This is a genomic window from Leifsonia lichenia (assembly GCF_054780215.1).
Window position 1 is genome coordinate 542058 of the sequence record NZ_BAAGWT010000001.1, and the last position, 15390, is coordinate 557447.

The 15390-nt window shown below is 69.6% G+C and carries 17 protein-coding genes; 8 read left to right on the plus strand and 9 right to left on the minus strand.

The window, feature by feature from the left end:
* The first annotated feature begins 52 nt into the window (after positions 1–52).
* From ACYVGI_RS02555 to ACYVGI_RS02580, 6 genes are read left to right on the plus strand one after another with little or no spacing between them, the layout of a single operon-like run.
* A complete protein-coding gene (locus ACYVGI_RS02555; protein WP_460631084.1) occupies positions 53–469 on the plus strand; it encodes an Asp23/Gls24 family envelope stress response protein in 417 nt (138 codons plus the stop codon).
* The gene (locus tag ACYVGI_RS02560; RefSeq protein ID WP_460631085.1) at positions 466–657 is read left to right on the plus strand and encodes a hypothetical protein; all 192 of its coding nucleotides are present in this window, start codon (positions 466–468) and stop codon (positions 655–657) included. Before ACYVGI_RS02555 ends, ACYVGI_RS02560 begins: the two co-directional genes overlap by 4 nt.
* Positions 654–995, plus strand: coding sequence for a hypothetical protein (locus ACYVGI_RS02565; protein ID WP_460631086.1), 342 nt, complete (start codon positions 654–656; stop codon positions 993–995). The genes ACYVGI_RS02560 and ACYVGI_RS02565 overlap by 4 nt, the downstream gene beginning before the upstream one ends.
* Positions 992–1582 carry a DUF6286 domain-containing protein gene (locus ACYVGI_RS02570; protein ID WP_460631087.1) on the plus strand — a complete coding sequence of 197 codons (591 nt, stop codon included), beginning with the start codon at positions 992–994 and terminating at the stop codon, positions 1580–1582. The genes ACYVGI_RS02565 and ACYVGI_RS02570 overlap by 4 nt, the downstream gene beginning before the upstream one ends.
* Entirely contained in the window at positions 1579–2208 is a 630-nt protein-coding gene (locus ACYVGI_RS02575; protein ID WP_460631088.1) for a hypothetical protein, read from the plus strand. The genes ACYVGI_RS02570 and ACYVGI_RS02575 overlap by 4 nt, the downstream gene beginning before the upstream one ends.
* Before the next feature lie 26 nt (positions 2209–2234).
* A complete protein-coding gene (locus ACYVGI_RS02580) occupies positions 2235–2408 on the plus strand; it encodes a CsbD family protein (RefSeq protein ID WP_460631089.1) in 174 nt (57 codons plus the stop codon).
* 79 nt (positions 2409–2487) lie between these two features.
* On the opposite strand, the gene ACYVGI_RS02585 is transcribed toward ACYVGI_RS02580, so the two are convergent.
* Positions 2488–4329, minus strand: coding sequence for a glycoside hydrolase family 3 protein (locus ACYVGI_RS02585; protein WP_460631090.1), 1842 nt, complete (start codon positions 4327–4329; stop codon positions 2488–2490).
* Positions 4330–4331: 2 nt separating this feature from the next.
* Positions 4332–5609, minus strand: a complete 1278-nt coding sequence (locus tag ACYVGI_RS02590; RefSeq protein ID WP_460631091.1) for an MFS transporter — start codon at positions 5607–5609, stop codon at positions 4332–4334.
* Between the two features lie 142 nt (positions 5610–5751).
* Here ACYVGI_RS02590 and ACYVGI_RS02595 point away from each other — a divergent pair, with 142 nt between their 5' ends.
* Positions 5752–7002 carry a TetR family transcriptional regulator gene (locus ACYVGI_RS02595; protein ID WP_460631092.1) on the plus strand — a complete coding sequence of 417 codons (1251 nt, stop codon included), beginning with the start codon at positions 5752–5754 and terminating at the stop codon, positions 7000–7002.
* A gap of 58 nt (positions 7003–7060) precedes the next feature.
* The gene (locus ACYVGI_RS02600) at positions 7061–7546 is read left to right on the plus strand and encodes a hypothetical protein (RefSeq protein ID WP_460631093.1); all 486 of its coding nucleotides are present in this window, start codon (positions 7061–7063) and stop codon (positions 7544–7546) included.
* A gap of 93 nt (positions 7547–7639) precedes the next feature.
* Here the strand turns inward: ACYVGI_RS02600 and ACYVGI_RS02605 are convergent, their stop codons facing one another.
* The 7 genes from ACYVGI_RS02605 to ACYVGI_RS02635 are packed head-to-tail and all read right to left on the minus strand — an operon-like array spanning position 7640 to position 15068.
* The gene (locus ACYVGI_RS02605) at positions 7640–8416 is read right to left on the minus strand and encodes a polyprenol monophosphomannose synthase (protein WP_460631094.1); all 777 of its coding nucleotides are present in this window, start codon (positions 8414–8416) and stop codon (positions 7640–7642) included.
* A gap of 35 nt (positions 8417–8451) precedes the next feature.
* Entirely contained in the window at positions 8452–9099 is a 648-nt protein-coding gene (locus ACYVGI_RS02610) for a class F sortase (protein ID WP_460631095.1), read from the minus strand.
* A complete protein-coding gene (locus ACYVGI_RS02615; RefSeq protein WP_460631096.1) occupies positions 9096–10268 on the minus strand; it encodes a glycosyl hydrolase family 8 in 1173 nt (390 codons plus the stop codon). The genes ACYVGI_RS02610 and ACYVGI_RS02615 overlap by 4 nt, the downstream gene beginning before the upstream one ends.
* Positions 10268–11086 carry a DUF4397 domain-containing protein gene (locus ACYVGI_RS02620; RefSeq protein WP_460631097.1) on the minus strand — a complete coding sequence of 273 codons (819 nt, stop codon included), beginning with the start codon at positions 11084–11086 and terminating at the stop codon, positions 10268–10270. The genes ACYVGI_RS02615 and ACYVGI_RS02620 overlap by 1 nt, the downstream gene beginning before the upstream one ends.
* 48 nt (positions 11087–11134) lie before the next feature.
* A complete protein-coding gene (locus ACYVGI_RS02625; RefSeq protein WP_460631098.1) occupies positions 11135–13156 on the minus strand; it encodes an ArnT family glycosyltransferase in 2022 nt (673 codons plus the stop codon).
* On the minus strand, positions 13156–14598 hold the full coding sequence (locus ACYVGI_RS02630; RefSeq protein WP_460631099.1) for a glycosyltransferase: 1443 nt from the start codon (positions 14596–14598) through the stop codon (positions 13156–13158). The genes ACYVGI_RS02625 and ACYVGI_RS02630 overlap by 1 nt, the downstream gene beginning before the upstream one ends.
* The gene (locus ACYVGI_RS02635; RefSeq protein ID WP_460631100.1) at positions 14598–15068 is read right to left on the minus strand and encodes a GtrA family protein; all 471 of its coding nucleotides are present in this window, start codon (positions 15066–15068) and stop codon (positions 14598–14600) included. The genes ACYVGI_RS02630 and ACYVGI_RS02635 overlap by 1 nt, the downstream gene beginning before the upstream one ends.
* Between the last annotated feature and the right edge of the window lie 322 nt (positions 15069–15390).

Below are 15390 nucleotides of genomic sequence, written 5' to 3' on the forward strand. Positions count from 1 at the left end.
TCACACCAGTGACCGCAGCGGGAGATCCCCGCAGCAGACGGAAGGACCACGCATGGCGAACACAACGACCACCGCCGTATCGAACATCGGAGCGGCGCAGGGCAAGACCGTCATCAACGACGCTGTCGTCGCGAAGGTCGCGGGAATCGCAGCCCGCGAGGTTCCGGGTGTCTACGCGCTCGGCGGCGGAGCCGCCCGTGCGCTCGGAGCACTCCGCGACGCCATCAACAACACCGATCTCGGTCAGGGCATCAGCGTCGAGGTCGGCGAGACGCAGGTCGCGACGGACGTGACCATCGTCGCCGAGTACCCGGTGTCGCTGCAGAAGGTCGCAGCCGACGTGCGCGCCGCGATCACGCAGGCGATCGAGCAGATCGTCGGGCTCCAGGTGACCGAGGTCAACGTGACCATCAACGACGTGCACGTGCCGTCCGACGACGACGCCGAGCAGGAGGCGCGAGTCCAGTGACCTCCGCCAAGTTCGGCGTCCTGGTCGGCGGCGCTCTCGCCGTCGTCTGGGCCGCCTTCGGCTTCTGGGTGTTCGTCGGCGTGGCAGCGGCCATGCTCGTCGGCTACCTCGTCGCGCGGCTGGTCAGCGGCGACATCGACGTGGCCCGTCTGACCGACGCGCTGCGCGGCCGCCGCTCATCCTCATGACCGCGGGGCGCGACCGCATCGCGCCGCGTGCGCTCGAACGGCTGGCCAGGGCGGTCGCTGCAGAGGCGCTCGGCGTGCGGATCGCCGACACGGCGGCGCGCGTCGTCGACTCCGCCGGCGCCATCGCCGTGCGCATCCAGTCGCCTGTGGCCGTGTCGCCGTTGCGCGACTCGGCCGACGATGCAGCGGGCATGGGCACGGGCACGGGCCTGACCGTTCGCCTCGCCGATGCTGCCGCCGACACCCGCAGACGGCTGGCAGAACTCACCGGCCTGGAGGTCACACGCGTCGACGTCCGCGCCACCGGCGCCGTCATCGTGGAAAGGAGAGTGCGATGAGCACAGCAGGTTCGATCAGTGCCGTGGATGCGCGGATCGTGCGCCGCGAGACCCACTCGCCCCGCTCGACGGCCGCCGTGGTCACTGCGGCAGTGCTGGTCCTGGTGATCGCCTGGGTCGCGACGGAGTCCGTCCTGTCCCTGCTCGGACTGCGACCGTTGCTCGTCTCGCCCCGCGGGATGCTCACGGCCGTGACCGCGCTGCCGGACGCCCCTGTCGCGCTGCAGGTCGGCATCGCGGCGCTCGCCGCACTGATCGGCGTCGTCCTGCTCTGCCTCGCGCTGCTTCCCGGCCGCCGGGCGCGACGCAGGCTCGCCGCAGACAACACCATCGTGGTGGCCGACGACGACATGGTCGCGTCCGCACTCGCCCGTGTCGCGGCTCGCACCGCAGGGGTGGCTCCGGATGCGGTCTCCGTGTCTCTCGGACGGCGCGCGGCCACGGTGCGCATCGTCCCCGTCTCCGGGAGTCGCGTGGACCGCGAAGCGGTGCGCGGCGCCGTCGCCGACGCCTTCGGGCTCGCCGCGCCGGAACGCCCGATCCGCGTCGCCGTGCTCGTCTCGCCGGAAGGAAGGGTCGGATCGTGAACAGCACCAACCGCGCTCTCAACCGCGCACTCCTCGCGATCGTCGGGCTGCTGTCGCTCGCGATCGGCGCATCCATCGTCTGGATGCTCGTCGATCAGAGCGCGCGCACGATCTGGCGCGACACCGGCCACACGGTGACCGCCTGGGCGGACGACCTGTTCGGCAGGCCGCTCTGGGAGGGCACGACCTTCAGCCTCGCCGCCGTGATCGCCCTCGTCATCGCACTCGTGCTCGTCGTCCTCCTGATCGCGTTCGCGTTCCGGCAGGGCGGAGGCTCGACGGGCACGGTGCTGCGTGCGCGCAGCGACGACGGCGAGGTCTCGATCGACACCGCGATCCCGGCAGCGCTGCTCACGGAGCGTCTCGCCGGTGTCGCCGGGGTGGCGGGTCTGACCGTCAGCGCATACCGGGTGCGCCGACAGCCGACCCTGAAGGTCACCGTCAACTGCCGCCGCGGCGCGGCACCGCGCACCGTCGTCGACGCCATCGACGACGCCGTCGTCCGGCTCGGGGACGCGCTGGGCGCTCGTCCGATCGTCTACGCCCAGCTCACCGGAGGATTCCGCTCGCGGGTCCGTTCGCCCATCCGAGTCGACACGAGCACGACGACCGCCCGGTCGTCGTGAACATCACAACGCTGAGGAGAAACAGCATGAGTGCAGCAGACAAGATCAAGAACACCGCGCAGGACCTGAAGGGCAAGGCCGAGGAAGCGATCGGCAAGCTCACCGACGACGAGCGCAAGGTCGCAGAGGGCAAGGCCGACCAGGCCGCGGCGAAGGCGAAAGACACCGTGGAAGACGTGAAAGACACCTTCCGCAAGTAGCCAGCCTCCTGGGCACGGACACACGAGCGGCGACGACTCCCCTGAGTCGTCGCCGCTCGTGCGTGTGCGCGCCGTCTGGTCAGTACGCCAGCCCGTGCCCGAAGCGGAACAGCGGGTCCATCGTGTCGAAGGGGACGTCCTCGCGACTCGCCTCGACGGCGGCCATGCTCGACGGCAGGTCGAACGGCAGCCTGCCCAGCGGCTGGGCGGAGCCGGTGAGCACATCCAGGAGCGCTCTGGCGTTCGCGCCGTAGTTCGCGACGATCGCGGCGGGGGCGTCGACGATCGGCGTCAGGATCGCCGGGCGATCGAGGTGCACGTCGACGATCGTCGGCACGGTCGCCGCGAGCTCGCGGAGGTGCGCGACGGCCTCCTCGGTGAAGTCGAGCGACCCCTGGTGGAAGAAGTTCTCGAACGTGGTCGCCCTGACCTCGAACGGCGCGTGCGTCCGGACGACGGCGATGTCAGCATCCGCCGGCTCGTCCACGACCGTGCCGTACTCGGCGGCGACCGCCGGGTCGATCCCCTCGACGTAGAGCCGCAGGCCGGTCGCGATCGGCAGGACCGGTGCACCGGACTCCGTGGCCGTGTTCGTCAGCACGGTGATCGAGGAGCGCTGCGCTGCCTCGCCGGCAGCACGGAACTCCGCGGAGCCCACCAGGGCTGCGGCCTTCTTCGTGTCGACCAGTGGCGCGTCGAACAGGCCGAGCCGGAACTTCTCGCGCAGCAACCGGCGCGCGGATACGTCGAGACGGTCCTCGCTCACCTCGCCGCTGCGCACCAGGTCGATGAGGAGCTCCGGGATGGCCTCCCCGCCGAACTGGTCGGCTCCCGCATCCAGGATCTTCCGCATCCGCTCGCGCGGCGACAGGTGCTCGACACCCCAGGCGCGGGCGGGGAACGGCTGTCCCATGATCTCGGAGTCGGAGATCAGACCCCAGTCGGTGCAGACGATGCCGTCGAAGCCGTAGCGTTCGCGCAGCAGGCCGGTGATCACAGACTTGTTGAAGCCGAAACCGACCTCCTCGTGCTCGGTGCCGACGGGCATCCCGTAGTACGGCATGATCTGGCTGGTGCCCGCCGCGAACGCCGCCTCGAACGGCTTGAGGTGCAGCTCGAACTGGCCGCCGGGGTAGACCTGCTCGCGACCGTAGGCGAAGTGGGCGTCCTCGCCGTCCTGCTGCGGGCCGCCGCCGGGAAAGTGCTTGGTCATCGTCGCGACGGAGTCCGGGCCGAGCTCAGCGCCCTGGAAGCCGCGGATGTATGCGGCGCCCAGCCGTGAGGTGAGGTCGGCATCCTCGCCGAACGTGGCGACCTGCCTGCCCCAGCGCGGCTCGGTGGCGAGGTCGATCTGCGGGTGCAGAGCGACGCGGATGCCGACGGCGGCGTACTCCTGGCGGGCGATGTCGCCGAACCGCTCGACGAGCGCTTCGTCCCGGATGGCGGCGAGACCGATCGTCTCCGGCCAGCTCGAGAACGGGCCGGCCATCATCCCGGCGAGAGGGTTGTCGCTGAACGAGTGCCGCGGGTCGCTGGAGATGGTCACCGGAATGCCGAGACGCGTTCCGGCGGCGAGCTGCTGCAGGGTGTTGTGCCACTGCGCCATCAGCTCGGCGGTGGGAGCTGCGCCGAGCACGTTGAAGTGCGTCATGCCCTTGCCGACGACGTACTCCTCGTTCGACGGCAGCCCGAACACCGGATCGGCGGGGGCGAGCTCTCCGTCCTGGCTCATGGCGATCATGGTCTGGAAGAACAGGCCGGCCTTCTCCTCCAGGGTCATCTGGCCCAGCAGGTTCTCGACGCGCTCCTCGATCGGGAGGGAGGCGTCGCGATAGGTCGGGTCGACGTCTGCTGCGGTGTCGGTGCTTGGTGCGGTGTCGGTGCTTGGTGCGGTGTCGATGCTTTGTGCGGTGTCGGTCATGGTTACTTGACTCCCTTGATCTTGTAGACGAGCACGGCACCCGAGAGCGCGACGAGCGCGCCGAACAGGTACCAGAGGGTGTATCCGCCGAGAGCGGTGGTCGCGCCGAACGCGATCACCGCGGGGGCGATGGCCGGGGCGACGGACTGCGGCAGGGCGTTGGCGATGTTCAGCACGCCGAGGTCTTTGGCGGTGTCGGCCGGGTTCGGCAGCACCTGGGTGGCCAGGGCCGTGTCGACCGAGAGGAACGAGCCTGCGCCGAAGCCGATGATCGCCTGCGCGACGATGACGATCCCGATGCTCGGAGCGAAGGCGAGCACGACCAGGCCGACCACCATGATCAGTCCCGCTGCCGTCACGAACGGGCGGCGCTTGCCCACGCGGTCGGAGATGATGCCGCCGAGCGGGCCGGAGACGGCCATGGCCAGCATCGAGGCGAGGTTGGCCAGGAGGATGGTGCCGATGGCGTCCGCCTCGCTCAGGTGGAACTTCTCCGTCAGGTAGAACGGCAGGAAGGTCGCGATGCCCGCGTAGCCGAAGAAGATGAGGAACTTGGTCAGCCAGGTCCAGCCGAAGTCCTTGTGCTTCACCGGGTTGAACACGAACGAGCCGAAGAACTCCTTGACGCCGTAGCGCTCCACCGGCTTCTGCTCCAGCACGCGGTCTCTGAGGGTGAAGACGAAGACCAGCACCAGGATGACCGCGATCACGGCGGGCACCACGAACCGGCTGACGTCGTCGGCCAGGAAGTTCACCAGGAAACTTCCGCCGAGGATGCCGAGCGGCGTCGTCAGCCCGACGATCCCGGAGACCTTGCCGCGTCCGTCGACGGGGACCTGGTCGGGAACCGTCGCGGTGGATGCGGCGAGCACCCCGTTGAGCGACGCCTGCACGATGCACCAGGCGATCAGCACGATCCAGGTGCTCGTGGCGACGCCGATCAGCACGAACGCGGCCAGTCCCACGAGCACGCCGCCGAGCATCCACGGGCGCCGCATCCCGAAACGGGAGGCTGTGCGGTCGGAGAGTCGACCGACGAGCGGGTTGCAGATCAGGGCGAACAGGGCGCCGACGCCCATGATCATTCCCAGTTGGCTGGTCGCCTCTGCCGCAGAGGAGGTGATGTGTTCCACCTTGAAGGCGAGTGAGACCATCACCGGGGTGAGGAGGGCGAGGTAGAGACCGAAGTTCGAGATGGCGAGTCCGGCGATGTAGAAACGGGGAGCCTTGGCGGGTGTTCGGGTGGGTGGATCGACTGCGAGAGTTGACGACTCTGTCACGGTGTTCCTTTCGGGTGAACCTGAGCCATCTTCGGCTCGCGGCTGAGCATACACGAAAATAGACCACGTGGTAACTGAAACCTGTCCGCGTGGTAACACGGGTGTGAGAGGATGGTCCCCTGACCGGCCGAGGGGAGAGCGGATGAGCGACGTCGCGACGGGACGGGCCGCTCCATCGGTCGCGCGCTACGAAGCTGCGCAGCAGACCCGTGCCACGATCGTGGATGCGGCCGCCGCCCTGTTCGTCGACCGCGGCTTCGGCGCGGTCTCGCTCCGCGACATCGCGGCGGCCGCCGGGCTCTCGCACCCCGGCGTGCTGCGGCACTTCGCCTCGAAGGACGAGATCCTGGACGCGGTCGTCGACGGACTGGAGCAGCGCAACCGCGCCTGGGTCGACGCGCACGGCGTCGGCATCGACCTCTACGCCGACCTGGCACGGCACAACGCGAGCACGCCGGGATACACCGCGCTGTTCGCGACGCTCGCCGGGGAGGCCACTCGATCGGAGCATCCGGCGCACCAGCGGTTCCGCGAGCGCCATCGCGAGCTGCGCACCCTCTCAGCCGCACAATTCCAGGCTGCCGTCGATGACGGGCTCCTTCCGCCCGACACCGACGTCACCGGCGAAGCCGTGCGGCTCGCCGCGGCGTGGGACGGCCTGCAGCTCATGTCCCTCTACCTCCCGGAGCGCGTCGACGTGCCGGAGATGGTGGATGCGTACGTGAGCAGGCTGAGGGGGATCGCGACGCCGCCTTCCGGTGCCGCGGCCAGCGTGCATCCCAGGGATGACGACAGAGCCTGGGCACGCGCTGCGGGCTACGCGCCAGGGAGGGCGCGGCGCGCGCGGATCATCGCCGACGCGTCCGCTCTGTTCGCCGCCAGGGGTTTTCACTCGACGAGCCTGCGCGAGGTCGCCGCGAAGGCGGGCATCGGCAAATCGACACTCCTGCACCACTTCTCCAGTAAAGAGGAGCTGCTCACCGCGGTCATCGCCCATCGGGACGCGACCCGCGACGAACAGTTCGGGTTCGACATCGACACGGCCGACGCTCGCGGGTTGTTGCTCGACCTCCCGGCGAAGGCCAGGGACGACGCTCGCAGGGAGCCAGGACTCATCGAGCTGTACGCCGTGCTCTCCGCAGAGGCTGCCGCGCCAGCACATCCGGCCAACGCGTATTTCGAGAGGCGCTTCGAACTGGGCATCGCGGAGTTCGCTCGACTGTTCGCCCGCGCGGCGGAGGACGGCCAGCTACGGCAGGGACTCGATCCCGAGCGCGAGGCGATCTGGCTGATCGCCCTGTGGGACGGATTGCAGTTGCAGTGGCTGTATGAACCGGAGGGGGTCGACATCGGCGAGCAGCTCGCCGCCCATCTGGCGGGGCTGCTGCGCTGAACTGGCCGCGTTCGGCCGTCCCTTGGTGCGCGGACACCGTGCGCGTACCATGCCGGACATGAACGCAACCGGATGGATCATCCTGATCGTCGTCGTGGTGGTGGTGATCGCGATCGTCGTCGTGATCGCCGCGACAGCGGGCCGACGGCGGAAGCTCGAAGCAGACAGGCACCGCGCGGAAGACCTCCGCGTCGCCGCACGCGACGACGACCTCGCCGCCCGCGAGCGCGAGGCGAAGGCCGCCCAGGCCGACGCGGACGCGAAACAGGCGGAGGTCGAGGCGGAGCGCCGGCGCCGCGAAGCGGAGGCGCACACGGCGGAGGCCCGCGACGCGCGCGCGTCCGTGGACGAGAAGCTGGCCAAAGCAGACGAGGTGGACCCCGATGTGCGGGGTGACCGCACCGCCGACGCAGCCGGTGGAGCCGGAGCCGGTGCAGCCGGTGAGCGGCACGAGCCCGGGCACAGCGAGCCACGACTCGACATCGGAGGCACACCGAGCGCCGACGGGGACGCAGAGACCCCGCCGCCGCGCCCCGCGCGCTAGCCAGCGCGGAACGGCTCGGCCATACCGGCCCGGATGCCAGCGCTCGCCTCTGACGTTCCCCAACACCTGACGACGCACTGACCGGGCGGGCGCTCAGTGCAGGGCGGCCCGGTGGCTCCGCAGCGGAGAGAGCGGCGCACCGTGCAGCAGCGCTGCCAGCTCCCTGATGCGGCGCCGCACGCCCCAGCCGGTCACCTTGGCGAGCGACTCCGTCACGATGTCTCCGCTCATCTTGGACACGCCGTGGACGCGCTCGGTGAAGACGATGGGGAACTCGACGACGTCGAGACCCGCTTGCAGCCCGCGCCAGAGCACGTCGACCTGGAAGCAGTATCCGTGCGACTCGACCGTGCGCAGGTCGATGCGATCCAGGGCTTCCATCCGGAACCCGCGGAAACCACCCGTGGCGTCCCGCACGCTGATCCCGAGAGCGAGCCTGGTGTAGAGGTTTCCGCCGCGGCTGAGGAGTCTGCGGTGCAGCGGCCAGTTCTCGACGGCGCCGCCTGGCACCCAGCGCGATCCGAGGACGAGGTCGTAGCGCTCGAGCAGGCCGAGCATGGTCGGCAGCTCCTCCGGGTGGTGCGAGCCGTCCGCATCCATTTCGATCACTCGCCGGTAGTGGTTGGCGCGCGCCCAGGAGAAGCCCGCGAGATAGGCGGCGCCCAGTCCGGCCTTCGCGTCGCGCTCGAGGTAGCGGACGCGCTCGTGATCCCGTTCCAGGTCTGCCGCGATCGCGCCGGTGCCATCGGGCGAACCGTCGTCGACGATCAGGATGTCGACGTTCGGCGTCGCTCGCAGCGTCCGTCCGACGATCCACTCCAGGTTGTCGCGCTCGTTGTACGTGGGGATGATGACGATCGACGTGTTCATGACTGCTCCTGATCGATGGTGATGGATGCTCGCGGTCAGCGCGCCGGAGACAGGTCGGCGAAGACCACGAGGTTGTTCTCGTAGTGCCCGACCGCTCGGTCGAACACGCCCGTGCAGCTGATCAGCCGCAGTTGAGGGGTGGGGACGGCGCCGTAGACCTGCTGCGTCGGGAATGCGCGCTTGGAGACGTCGATGCTGTGGTCGACCGTGAACGCGACGACGGAGGCATCGGACAGCGTGACCGTCACGGATGCGCCGGGCTGCAGTTCGTTCAGTCTGGCGAAGACAGCCGGACCGGCGTCCGAGTCGATGTGCCCGGCGATCACCGCTGGACCGACCTGGCCGGGCACGACACCTGACCGGTACCAGCCCGCCGACTGCCACTGCGCGGGAGGGAGCAACGCGCCGCTCGCATCCTGGTCGAGAAGCTCGACAGGCGCGTCGACGCCGATCGACGGGATCGTCACGCGGGTGACCGCCAGCCCGCGCACGGTCGGCGCGGAGGACGGGGAAGCAGGGTCCTGGAATCCGGAGGCAGCCGACACACTGTGCTGGGTCGGCTTCGCGGTCGGCGACGACACACCGGATGCTCCAGCCGAGCAGGCCGCGAGGAGGGCGACGGCCGCACCGGCCAGCGCGATCGTGATGGTGGTGCGGACACGGCCGCACGCTCGGCTGCTCACGACGACCCCGCGGGGTTTCCCGCCCCCGGCAGTTCCGCGCAGCCACCGAGCCGCGTGGAGCCGAGGTACAGCGGAGCAAGTGCTGCCCAGGCCGACCCGTAGTAGGTGCGGACCGTGGCCGCGAGCGCGTCCGCGCGACGCAGGTCGGCCAGAGCCCGGGCGTCGTCTCCCGCCGCGGCACGGGAGGCCGCGCGCGCGAGGTAGGCGAGCGGATGCTGGTCGGTGGTCAGAGGCCCGGCGCCGAGGTCGAGCTCGGCGGGCAGGGCTGCCGTGCGGTCGAGTGGAGCGGCGAGCGCGGCGGACAGCTTGCGGTCGGCGGGATCGCAGGACTCGGCCAGGCGCAGGGGGAGCCGCGCGGCGTCGTAGCCGTAGCGCACGCTCTGCCCGGAGCCGCGGGCGCCGGGCATCGGATCGATCGTGCCGTCGGCGTGCACCTGCGCCCAGTCGGGTGGCAGCGCCGTCTGCTTCAGGATCGTGGTGGTCGCAGCCCTGGTCCCCGCTTCGAGCTGGGTCCAGCGCGCATCCTTCGTGTAGTTCGCGATCACGGCGAACGCGGCGGGCGCGGCGTACGACGGGTTGTAGGCGAACGGCTCCGCCGTGGCGGCCCACAAGCCAGGCAACAGGATGCGCCCGTCCTGCGTCTCGACCGTCAACCGGTCGGCGATCTGCCCGGCCAGGGCGGTGCCCGCTTTCGTCCACTCGGGATGGTTCATCGTGTCTCCCGCGATCAGGAGGGCGCGGGCGGCGTCGAGATCGGCGTCCGTCGCCGGTTCGTCGTCGACGATCTTGCCGTCCGACCACCGCCAGGCGAGCAGGCCGTCGGGGCGCTGCAGATGCTGTGCGGTCCAGTTCCACACCGAAGCGAAGTCCTTCTCGTCACGGTTGCCCGCGGCGATGAGGAGCGCGTACGCCTGCCCTTCGCTCACGGTGTCGCCGCCCTGGTCGTGCCGCACGACTCTGCCGCCGGTCACCCAGTCGGCGAAGAACGCGCGGGCGAGCCCCGCCGTCGTGGTCGGCACGGGCGACCGGGTGGACGCCGCCCCCGGAGTCGACGACGCCTGCGGTGGTGGCGGCCGGACGCCGCCGCCGATCGCGACGGCCGCGATCGACGCGGTCGCCGCCACGGCGACGACCGCCGTCGCTGCGCCGATCAGGATGCCCTTCTTCATCAGAAGGCGGTCCACTGGCCGCGAGCGCCCGCATCCTGCCGCGGCCCCGTTCCAGCGTCGTGAGTGGCGAGCCAGCCGCCGCCGGTCTGCACGCCGCCCTTCGGCTGACTTCCGACGCTCGAGCTGTCCACGACGCCCGTGAGGGTGACACCGCCCGTGGCGTTGTCGAGCACGAGCAGGGTGTTGACGCTGCCGTTCGTCAGGGTCAGGGCAGCCGCCGCCTTCGCGCCGGAGCCGGAGGCGTCGAGTGTCCACGGTCCTGCGGGCACGCTGGCATAGCCTGTCGCGCTGCCCGTCTTCGCGTTCGCCGCGATGGGCAGCCCCGTCGACGTCTTCACCGTGACGGTCGAGTGCTTCGTCGACGCCTGGATCAACCGGATGCGCGCCTGACCGTCGGCCGGTGCGGTCAGATCGTCGCGGAACACGGTCGTCTTCAGATCGGCGTTCGCGCCGTACGCCGCCACGGTGCTCGCCGTGCCGGCCTGGACCGTGACCGACTGCTTGACGATCGGAGAGCTCGACGCCGACGCGCCAGCCGACCGCATGGAGATCACGTACGTCCCCTGCGCCATGTCGAGGTACTTCGACACCTGCCCATAGGTGACGTCCTTGAGTGCATACGTGGTGGCGCCGCCTGCGAGCGCGGTGATCTGCACATCCACGCCGGTGGTGTCGGCCGAGAAGTGGCCGACGCGGACCCAGCCGGTGGTGCTGTCGGCCGCGTTCGCTGGAGCGGGGCCAGCGAGCGTCACCATCGTGGCGATCGCCACGCTGACGCCGATGGAGAGGACGGAATTGCGTGAGGTTCGTGCGTGCATGGTCGTTCCAATCGTGTTGGTCGTGCTACGGGGGTTGTGATCGAACAGCTAGGGGGAGGTGACGGGCACGGTCGTGCTCTCGGAGAACTCCACGAGCAGGCCGCGCTCCGTGAAGCGCACGTCGGCCGGCTTGTACATGCCGGATGCGGACGAGACAGCGCGTGCCACGGCGGTCGCCGCCGCGGTGCGACCGAGCGTGGATGCTCCGTCGACCGCGCTGATCAGCACGCGCCGGGAGGCGGGCGCTGTCTCTCCCGCGGGGAGCGGGAAGGCGGCGACACTCACCCGCTGTCCGGCGAGAAGCTGACCGAGCATCACGTTGACCCGCGGGTCGACCCGGCCGTCGCGCAGCAGCGTGCGCTCGGCCACGGCCGCCGTGAGGCGTGGGTTCTCGGCGACCTCGACGCCGGTGGCCTTCGCCGCCTTCGCGTTGCCGGAGTCGGTGGTCTTGGCTGCGGCGATCCCGTCCGGGTCGATCCGGCGGATGTCCACCTTCTGCGTGCCAGTGCCGAACGTGGCGACCGTGACCGAGTTGGCGATCGCCGCATCCACCTGGGGGAAGGTGCCGCTGAACGTGCGCATCGAGTCGGTGGTGACCACGTAGTCGGAGTCGCGCCAGCCGTTGGGCGAGAGCGCCTGGACGGCGGGATCGGTGTCGACCTTGTAGTACCAGGTGACGTTGTCGCGGGCGAAGCCGTGACGCACGAGGTCGACCCACATCGAGTCGTCGACGATCAGGCGCGAGTCCTTCGGAACGTTCAGGTCGACCCACTGCTGCGCCTGCCTGGTCGTGCGGTCGAGATCGGCCAGGAGCAGGCCGCGAAGCTGCGTCGACCAGACGGGCACTGCCGTCGCCAGCGCCGCGACCAGCGCGACGCCCCACAGCACCGTCGGCACCCTGACCGTCGCCCCGCTCCGCCGACGCGCGCGCCAGAGGGTCTCGCTCACGGCCGCGATCAGCAGGGAAGCGAACGGGAGCAGCATGATCACGTACGGCACAGGGAGGTAGCCGCCCGGGCGGAACATGAAGACGATCAGGAACAGCAGCATCGCGGCGTACGGTCGCAGAGTGCGCACGAACAGGCCGCCGACGGCGGCGAGCGCGCCGAGGGCGATGATCACTGGATCGAGCTGCCACCAGATCGCGAAGGTCTTGTTGATCAAGCTCGCCGGATCGAGGATCGATCCGCTGGACGCACGCGAGCTGAGCTGGAAGGCGACGCCGTTGAGCAGGCTCACGTGGCCCGTGCTCGGAAGGAGCTCGCCCTTCACGATGGCCAGCAGCAGATAGCTGAACCCGATCAGCACCAGGATGCTCGCGGCGACCGAGAGGGTATACCTACGCGTCTCGGGCTTGGCCGACCGCCAGATCACCCAGATCAAGAACGGCAGGGCCAGCAGGTATGTCTCCTTGCTCAGCACCGCGATCCCGAACGCGGCAGCGGCCCCGGCGAACCCGAGCAGCTGGTTGCGCCGTGTCGATGCCAGCAGGAAGGCGGCGAGCAACCACGGGGTGGCGACGTTGTCGAGGTAGACCGTGCGGTGGAACTGCACGGCGAGGGGGGACACCGCGAAGACGAGCGCGGCGACAGCCGACGTTCCCCTGCGCAGGCTCAGCCTCCTCGCGAGGAAGAACACGAGTGCCACGGAGATCAGCGTGGCGACGAGCATCGCCTCCCGCCCTGCGAGCACCGCGATGTCATAGCGACTGAACGCGCCGGTGAGCTTGGCGTATCCCGCGATCTGCAGCCAGCCCAGCGGTGGATGGTCGTACCAATACGTGTAGTGGGTGAGGCTGCCGAGCGTGTCGACCGCCCAGGCCTGCGCGGTGTACGTCCCCTCGTCGTCGATCCGCTGCGGCGAGCCGCCCATGTTGAAGCCCTGCACCAGCCCGGCGATCGCGAGCACGGGCAGGAGGAAGGTCAGCGTGCGACCGTGGACGGCCAGCCAGCCGGCCAGGCGGGAACGGACGGCGCGCGGCGCGTGCACGACGGGATACTGGGAACCGGGATCGACGGTGTCGGACGGCGTGCGCTCGATGGGCGGAGGCCGGTGCAGCGTGGTCGTCATCAGCGCACCTCGCTGGTGGTGGAAACGGCCGTCATGGTCGGGACGGCGGCCGGTGTGCGGTGCAGGTTGCTGTGCTCCGTCTTCTCCCACGAGTTCTCACCGCGGAGCTGGCGGAACACCGACCGCATCGCGGCTAGCGCGAGGAACACCTGGTAGGGGAAGGTGCCGATGATCAGCCGCAGGTAGTCGCGCACCCGCGCCTTCGGCCCGTAGAGCTTGCCGAACTCGTTCAGACCCACGACTTCGACCGCGATCGTCACCAGGGTGGGTGCGAGCGGGATGAATGTGATCAGCGCGACGACGGTGGGAACCTTGACGGTGAACGCGATCACGAGCGAGATGGGGATGAGCAGACCCGTGATCGCCTGCAGGAACGGCATCGCCAGCAGATAGCGGGCGAACAGGCGCTGGGTGCGGTGCGGAAGGCGGCGCCACTCCCCCTTGCCGAGCACCTGCAGGAAGCCCTGGTTCCAGCGCGTGCGCTGCTTGAACAGCGACGTCAGGCTGCCGGGCGTCTCCTCCCTGGTCACCACCTCGGGACTGTACGCGACGACGACCTTGGCGGATGCGCTCGACAGGCGCACGCCGAGCTCGCAGTCCTCCGCGAGGCATTCCGCATCCCAGCCCTGCGACCAACTGAGCCACTCGCGGCGAACGAACACGGTGTTGCCGCCGAGCGGGATGAACCGCGACCTGGCGTGGAAGTGCAGGCGGGAGCGGAACCAGAAGTAGTACTCCAGCACGTTCCGCAGCGACCACCAGCTCGACCGGTAGTTCATCAGTTGCACGCCGCCCTGCACGACGTCGGCGCCTGTCTCGGTGAAGCGCGAGTCGACCAGACTTAGCAGATGCGGATGCACCTCGTCCTCAGCGTCGAAGACGCCGACGATGTCGCCCGTCGCGAAGGCGAGCGCGGTGTTCAGCGCCTTCGGCTTGTTCTTCGGGACACTGGAGTCGACGACCACGGAGATGAGGTGGGGATGGCGCGCCGCGGCTTCGCGCGCGACCGCCGCGGTGCCGGGGTCGTCGTCTCCGACGATCGCGATGATCTCGAAGTCGGGGTGGTCCTGCATCGCGAGGGTGTCGAGTGTCTGCCCCATCACGTCCTCTTCGTGCCGCCCGGGGACGAGCAGGGTGAACGAGTGGTGCGGAGGGGAGGGGTTAGCGGCGAACCCCGTGTCGGCGAGTCCCGCCCGGGAACGCCACGCGTGCAGCATCCACCACAGGGTGGTGACCGCGATGGCCGTGAGCAGGAGGGCGACGATGATCAGGCTGCTGTAGCCGATCCACTCGCCCCAGCTCCACTGGTCTGGGGTGAGCGTCGTCGGATCGGCGGGCACGAGTCCGCCTGTGCCGCGATTGGGCACTATGTCGAGGTTCTGCGGCGCGCTCGGCTGCGGGGTGAGCAACGGAGTCGGGTCGTCGAGAGGGAAGAAGGTCATCATTCTCCGGGGGTTCGGGATACAGATGGCTGAGCAGAGGGCGCCGCGGGGACCGGGTGGCGAGGTTTCCGGAACACGAAGAACCGGTAGGCGAGATAGCGGAACAGCATCCCGAGCACCAGGCCGACGCCGTTTCCGGCGATGTTGTCGGCGAGCGTCGACTCGAAACCGAGAAGATAGTGCGAAATGAAGAGGCACGCGGACGCGATGCCGAGGCCGACGACGTTGACGGCCGCGAACAACACGCCCTCCCGGACGACGGCGGCGCGGGACCTCTGCCCACCGGTCCGGAACGTCAGGTAGCGGTTGCCGAGCCAGGCGACGACCGTGGCGACGATCACCGACACGATCTTGGCGCCGATCGGCTTGTCGTCGAGCAGTGTCAGCCGCAGCAGGTTGTACAACCCCACATCCACGACGAACGAGACCCCGCCGACCAGCCCGAAGCTGAGGAGCTCAGCGGACCGCACACGCGCCCTTCTGGAGAGGGGAACGGGTGGAGAGGGGGGCGGTCCGAAGACGAGGGTTTCTCGGGTCACGGGTGCGGTTCGGGGCGAGCCGCGAGTCCGGATTGAAAAATGTCCCCCAATTGAGGGTATTGCCAGGGAGGGGACACGTGCCCGAAATGCGTCCCGGGCATCCGATGCCCGCGGGTGCGCTGGGAACCAGAGCCGCGTGAAGCAGCTCCGGCCCCCAGCGCGGCCACGACGAGGAACGCCCTCGTCGCCGGAGCGACGGGGAACGATGTCCGCACCACCCCACGGGTGGTGCGCCTGTTAGCTTGGAATTACG

Excerpts from the sequence above, each read along its gene's own strand:
- ACYVGI_RS02555 (WP_460631084.1), top strand. The coding sequence starts at position 53 with ATGGCGAACACAACGACCACCGCCGTATCGAACATCGGAGCGGCGCAG.
- ACYVGI_RS02565 (WP_460631086.1), top strand. The coding sequence starts at position 654 with ATGACCGCGGGGCGCGACCGCATCGCGCCGCGTGCGCTCGAACGGCTG.
- ACYVGI_RS02570 (WP_460631087.1), top strand. The coding sequence starts at position 992 with ATGAGCACAGCAGGTTCGATCAGTGCCGTGGATGCGCGGATCGTGCGC.
- ACYVGI_RS02580 (WP_460631089.1), top strand. The coding sequence starts at position 2,235 with ATGAGTGCAGCAGACAAGATCAAGAACACCGCGCAGGACCTGAAGGGC.
- ACYVGI_RS02585 (WP_460631090.1), bottom strand. The coding sequence starts at position 4,329 with ATGACCGACACCGCACAAAGCATCGACACCGCACCAAGCACCGACACC.
- ACYVGI_RS02595 (WP_460631092.1), top strand. The coding sequence starts at position 5,752 with ATGAGCGACGTCGCGACGGGACGGGCCGCTCCATCGGTCGCGCGCTAC.
- ACYVGI_RS02600 (WP_460631093.1), top strand. The coding sequence starts at position 7,061 with ATGAACGCAACCGGATGGATCATCCTGATCGTCGTCGTGGTGGTGGTG.
- ACYVGI_RS02605 (WP_460631094.1), bottom strand. The coding sequence starts at position 8,416 with ATGAACACGTCGATCGTCATCATCCCCACGTACAACGAGCGCGACAAC.
- ACYVGI_RS02615 (WP_460631096.1), bottom strand. The coding sequence starts at position 10,268 with ATGAAGAAGGGCATCCTGATCGGCGCAGCGACGGCGGTCGTCGCCGTG.
- ACYVGI_RS02620 (WP_460631097.1), bottom strand. The coding sequence starts at position 11,086 with ATGCACGCACGAACCTCACGCAATTCCGTCCTCTCCATCGGCGTCAGC.
- ACYVGI_RS02625 (WP_460631098.1), bottom strand. The coding sequence starts at position 13,156 with ATGACGACCACGCTGCACCGGCCTCCGCCCATCGAGCGCACGCCGTCC.
- ACYVGI_RS02630 (WP_460631099.1), bottom strand. The coding sequence starts at position 14,598 with ATGACCTTCTTCCCTCTCGACGACCCGACTCCGTTGCTCACCCCGCAG.